This window comes from Vibrio sp. D431a (assembly GCF_030248655.1).
GTDB lineage: Bacteria > Pseudomonadota > Gammaproteobacteria > Enterobacterales > Vibrionaceae > Vibrio > Vibrio alginolyticus.
Map to the genome: position 1 here is coordinate 1 of NZ_JAHGAP010000078.1, position 5324 is coordinate 5324.

General features: G+C 40.4%; 7 protein-coding genes. All 7 read right to left on the minus strand.

Features of this window, described 5'->3' with window-relative positions:
• Positions 1-67: 67 nt before the first annotated feature.
• Positions 68-823: an abortive infection family protein gene (locus KJB35_RS27955; protein WP_213908284.1), complete on the minus strand. Its 756-nt coding sequence runs from the start codon at positions 821-823 to the stop codon at positions 68-70.
• 146 nt (positions 824-969) lie between these two features.
• Positions 970-1464, minus strand: a complete 495-nt coding sequence (locus tag KJB35_RS27960; protein WP_213869247.1) for a GNAT family N-acetyltransferase — start codon at positions 1462-1464, stop codon at positions 970-972.
• A gap of 176 nt (positions 1465-1640) precedes the next feature.
• Entirely contained in the window at positions 1641-1997 is a 357-nt protein-coding gene (locus tag KJB35_RS27965) for a hypothetical protein (protein WP_213908287.1), read from the minus strand.
• Between the two features lie 608 nt (positions 1998-2605).
• Positions 2606-3085 (minus strand): hypothetical protein, encoded by a 480-nt coding sequence (locus tag KJB35_RS27970; RefSeq protein ID WP_021033927.1) that lies wholly within the window; start codon positions 3083-3085, stop codon positions 2606-2608.
• 146 nt (positions 3086-3231) lie between these two features.
• Positions 3232-3930, minus strand: coding sequence for a PIN domain-containing protein (locus tag KJB35_RS27975; protein WP_213908283.1), 699 nt, complete (start codon positions 3928-3930; stop codon positions 3232-3234).
• A 9-nt stretch (positions 3931-3939) separates the two neighbouring features.
• Entirely contained in the window at positions 3940-4566 is a 627-nt protein-coding gene (locus KJB35_RS27980) for a hypothetical protein (protein WP_213908282.1), read from the minus strand.
• Between the two features lie 121 nt (positions 4567-4687).
• The gene (locus KJB35_RS27985; protein WP_213908281.1) at positions 4688-5242 is read right to left on the minus strand and encodes a chloramphenicol phosphotransferase CPT family protein; all 555 of its coding nucleotides are present in this window, start codon (positions 5240-5242) and stop codon (positions 4688-4690) included.
• Between the last annotated feature and the right edge of the window lie 82 nt (positions 5243-5324).

Genomic DNA, 5324 nt, shown 5'->3' on the forward strand with positions numbered 1-5324 from the left:
ACCTTAAACACTAAAACCAACGCATAGTGAAAACGCCACGCGTTGCGAATCACTCTTAAACAGTTTGTTATGTTTTATTAGCCTCATATGTAGAGATTAAGAAAAGTGACATTGTCCCAGCTAAGTTTACAGCAAGCTCTGCATGCCTTGCTCGTGGCTTTACTGGACGCTTACCTTGACCATGAGCGTCACCCAGCTTATTCCGTAGGGTTCCTAAACCATTTACTATCCCTGAGCAGCCACCAAGAATCTGTTTAAATATGGATTCATTGTGCTGTTCTGGTGCCATATTTAACTCCTTTGCCGTCAACTTATACAGCTCGGAGAGTTCAATGGATGTGCTATTATACTCAACGCCTTTTTCATCAAGAATATGCTTACACACACTTTCTAAAATGGTTCTTGCAATTGTAATTGCTCCCTCTGGATCTCTAACTTTTCGCTCTAAAGCTTTAGTCCATGCATGATGGATGCTTTCAGAATCAAAGTTCTGTAGAACTTCAGAAATTGATTGTTGAGCTGGATGAGATTGACCTTTTTCTAGGAACTCTAGGAGTGGATTAAACTCTTGCCATAGGAACTGACGACGCTCAGCATAACTTCCATACTCAAATTTTATAAACTGCCAAAATTGCTCTAGATTACGATTGGTTTTCACAAATCGAGGAATCATCTGAGCTACGGTAGGGTTACCCAGTAACTCTGCTCTAATAGTTTGGTAATCACTGTTATCTCCAGTTCCGCTAGTTGCTTCCGCAACTAACAAATTCTGTAGATATTCGACCCTATCGAATAGGGATTCCAAATGATCTAACTCACTCATTTACTTCTCGAAATTTCCTATAAAACATAACGCCGCATTAAGGTGTGAGTAACGCTACCACGAAACCCAACCATACCACCGTAAACACTGAATTCAACGATGGAATGAGAAATGCCAAGCGTTAGGAATCACTCTTAAATGCTTTGTTATGTGCGTGCTAAACGGTAGCGCCTTACAGTGCCCTCGTTTTCACTTGTGTAGTTGCCAAGATACTCACCGCCACAGTTTTCGATAACCTTTTGGGACGCTGGATTGTCAATTGAACAAGTAACAATAACTGAGTCAATGACAACATGGTCTCGCACCCAAGCGAGGAGAAATGAAGCTACACCTTTACCACGAGCTGACGGTTTAGTTTCGTAGCCAACATGCCCAATGACATTTTCTACGTTGGCGTTAGTACCTTTACGAACTCGAATAGCGCCTAAGATTTCAGAGTCAGATATGCAATAATAAGTTGTGCTGGGTAAATACCCGATTGGTAACTCAGAAGTTGCCTTAGAGCGTTCAACTAAACCTAACAAATAAGCTTCAGGATCTTGCTCAACGCTGAAATATTTAAGGATACCCGACTCCAAACATTCTTTCGCGTAAGTCACTAATATCGGAGCTAAATCTGGACTCGCCTCTACTACTTCCATGTCAACTTTCCTCAAAAGCACATAACGCCGCATTAAGGGGTGAACAACGCCACCACCCAACCTAAGCTATTGTGCCGTAAACACTAAAGCCGATTCAAACCAAAACTGCCAAGCGTTGTGAATCCCTCTTGAATGCTTTGTTAGTTGCCAAACCTAAAGCTTTGATTTGAAGTTAATTACCGCTTTGCCAACACTTGCTTTACGTGCTTTGAAAAACTCAGTTCAGGCGCAGTTTCAAAGCGCCTGTCACTGAAACCACTTGGAACACGCAACGCCGTAGAAAACGAACTGACAACACCAAAAAGACCTTTTGGAGAAACAGTGCCACAAAGCTGACTTTCAACAAGTAAACCGGCTTCTGAAACGGCAAACCAAACTAGGAAAAGATCGAAGCTCAATTTCCGTGAACCAAGATCCCGAAGTTCGAAGTGCAGAATCAAGCAAAGCACACGAACGATTAGACCTAAACACTCTGTTTTAGCTGCGATTTTCTCGTTGGCAACTAACGCCCAATTAAGTAGTGAGCAACGCAATACAAAAGCTAACGCATTGCGCCTTAAACACAATACTCACTGCAAACCAAAACTGCCACGCGTTGCGAATCTGCTTAAATTGTTTGTTATGCGATTTTTCGGCAATGCTAAATAGGCTAACGAAAACATTACCTTAAACACGACAAACTACAAACGCGCAGATAACTTTTTGTGATTCAAGAACCAACAGATTCAACATTTCGTAACAAGGCCACCACAAGCGCGGAACGCGACATTAAAGCGAAGAATTAGCTTTTGCTTGCGAGAAATTCAACGAACCAAAATTTCAGCAAATACCGACTTTCCGTAAACTTGCCCTTTCCACACTTTGTGCCCGGGAAACTTTCCGCGACCAGATACGATTTTTAATGAGGCAACTTCACGAACTTTGGCATGTTTTTCGGTTTGAGTGATTCAAGAATTTGAGCCGAAAATGCTGATTTGCCGAAACCAAAAAGCGATTGGCCAAAGAGATTAAATTTAGAGAAACCTAAAAATTTTGCCTTGTCGCATAACGCCGCATTAAGGTGTGAGCAGCGCTTGGCTATATTTGAGCGAAGCGAAACTGCCAAGCGTTGCGAATCACTCTTAAATGCTTTGTTAGGTTTTTACGCAAATAGTTCACTAAACTTCTCTGAATTCCAGACTGAAACAACTGGCGAATCTGATACAACCGCTTTGCTAAAACCATACTTTTCGCTTTTAGTAACGAAAGCTATGGGAACGCTTCTATATAATAAGGCTACTGAATTACCATCAGCCGACCATTGAAAGCTAAAATCTTGCTCTACTGTCTTCTCAATAATTGCTGTTTTGGAAACTAGCCCTTGGTGTAATTGTGGCGGTTCCCCTGCTCTCATTTTCTGCTTCCAAGATTCCTCGGAAACAGGCACGTACTGTATGTACGCAACGGCATCTCTTTCTGGCTTTTGAGTTTGAGGCTTAGTTAGGTAAAGCACCCCAGACTCTTCAAACTCATCGAGAATTGCATAACGTTCGGACACTTCGTTATATGAACTTAAAAACAAACCCTCAGACATTACTACTCCTGACATCAACGTACACAAAATAAACAGAATTTTCTTCATGTGACTCCGAAAACCTAACGCCGCATTAAGGTGTGAGCAACGCTACCACGAAACCCAACCACGCCACCGTAAACACAAAACCCAACGATGGAATGAAAAATGCCAAGCGTTGGGAATCACTCTTAAATGCTTTGTTATAACGCTGATCACTGTACCAAAGACAAAGCCCAAGGAAGACTATTTACAAAGCTAATATTTAATTCCGATAGTTCGCTATCTATCGGTGCTCGTAATTTTGCAGGTTCCCCAAAATCAGCTTTGTTTGAACTAGCAAACACGATTTCATTACTAAATGAAGCAGATCTTAACTGTCTACCTAACTCAAGATAGTGCTCATAAATAGTGCAATCTTTAGATTCGTCTTTCCCTAGTGCTGATGGAGCTTTATTGCTTACAACTCGAAGCATAGCCTTACCTGCGCATTCTGTATCAAAATCAATTACAAGAGCTTTTTCACGTAATTGATTTGAAAGGTCTTTTAATTGAGACGGTACATTGTAATCGTGAGGTCTTTTAGTATAAGAAAACGTACCTAAAGATGGAAACTGTGCTAACGCACTCTGAAACTGAACTAAACCCTTACCCAAGCTTTTTAGATGCTTATCTGCCTCTGAATATACTTTATCTACATTTTCAAGCCACTCACTGTTAACTACATCACTGATGATTAACCACATGGAATCAGTATTTACTAGGTCGTTGACAGTAGAAATTGTATTTACATTTGCTCCATCCCGAGAGCTAACACGAATGACATCTAGTAACACACAAGTGTCTAAAAATAACACCGGCTTATCTGATTCAGCAATAATTTTATTACATAGATCTTGTAGGCTATATTTCATCCAGACCACCTACTTAATGTAAGCTAACAAATCAATGGAATATTCAAAGTCACAAGCGAGGTCTAAAGAGTAGTTTTGATCCCACCCATCTTCAATAAGAAATTTTTCTAGTTGCTCTGGAGTGATTTTTTTGTCTGAATTGTAAGCTAAGGTGATAAACTTAAACCAACGCTCCTGGTCTAGTGGGTGCGAACGACCAGTTGATTTATTAGCCAAATTTGAAAAGGCTCGAAGAGCTTTTGCTGCATCTTCGTCTAATAAATCCTCAACTTCGATGTTTTCTTTTGTAAGATCGAAATCGAAGGAAAACTTGTGACTAGCTCGTGAAATTAGATCGTTGCAGAAGTGTTTCTGCACTTCATTGTATTCAGAGATACTTAAACTACTTACTTTTATCGGAACAATATTTGTTATATATAAGATTCCAGCTTCTTTTTCAGACAACCAAAGACTTGCATACTCATCAGAATCGACCAAATAGTTAAAACAAAACATTTTGGCATCAGTAAACTTGGTTACATTTTCTTCTTTTTCTTCATCTCGAAGCCAATTATTAGACAGCCCAGAGATGTAGTTTATAAAATCATCTACTTTTGTTTCATCTATCGTTATTGTTAAGTTTTGAAATTCTTTCATACTTATCCCTAATACATAATTTATTTTGCGTTATAACGCCGCATTAAGGTGTGAGTGACGCTTGGCTATACTTGAGCGAAGCGAAACTGCCAAGCGTTACGAATCACTCTTAAATGCTTTGTTAGGTTTGTTTTCCAATTTCACTTTGAGCCCTAAGCCTCTCAAATGCCGAAGGTTTCGAGCCTGACTCAATATACGCAATGATTTCTGATACACAAGCTTCTACGCCTAAACTTGATGTGTCTAATTCAAGGTCATAAGTACGATGACTATGTACGCGATTAAACTGAAAACGGGCTGCTCCTTGTTTGCGGTCACCCCTCGACACTTCACGCGCTTCCAGCACTTCGAGAGGACAGTGCACACCGACGAAGAGCGCAGGCAACCCCTCAAACGCTTTAACACAAGCGTCTAACCATTCTGGCTGCTGAAGTACGTAATCTACGATAACGTTATTTCCTGCACGCGCAATAGCTGCTGCTGATTCATGGAAACCATTGACGATATAAGGGAATCGTTCTTCCATTAGTGAGGCACTATTTAGGTCACATTGAGCGATTTGAGACAAGTAAGTATCAACTGAGACATGTAGGTAAACATCAGCCAAAGCCTGTTGCAAGGCATGACTTAATGTCGTTTTTCCAGAGCTGGAAGTTCCATTTAAGAATATTACCAAACCATTAAACTCTTTCTTAAAATCAATATGATAGCGCTAAACTAATTGGTCGCAAGGAAAAACCTAACGCCCTGTTAAGGTG

Coding starts and splice junctions, on each gene's coding strand:
- KJB35_RS27955 (WP_213908284.1), bottom strand. CDS start 823: ATGAGTGAGTTAGATCATTTGGAATCCCTATTCGATAGGGTCGAATAT.
- KJB35_RS27960 (WP_213869247.1), bottom strand. CDS start 1,464: ATGGAAGTAGTAGAGGCGAGTCCAGATTTAGCTCCGATATTAGTGACT.
- KJB35_RS27970 (WP_021033927.1), bottom strand. CDS start 3,085: ATGAAGAAAATTCTGTTTATTTTGTGTACGTTGATGTCAGGAGTAGTA.
- KJB35_RS27980 (WP_213908282.1), bottom strand. CDS start 4,566: ATGAAAGAATTTCAAAACTTAACAATAACGATAGATGAAACAAAAGTA.
- KJB35_RS27975 (WP_213908283.1), bottom strand. CDS start 3,930: ATGAAATATAGCCTACAAGATCTATGTAATAAAATTATTGCTGAATCA.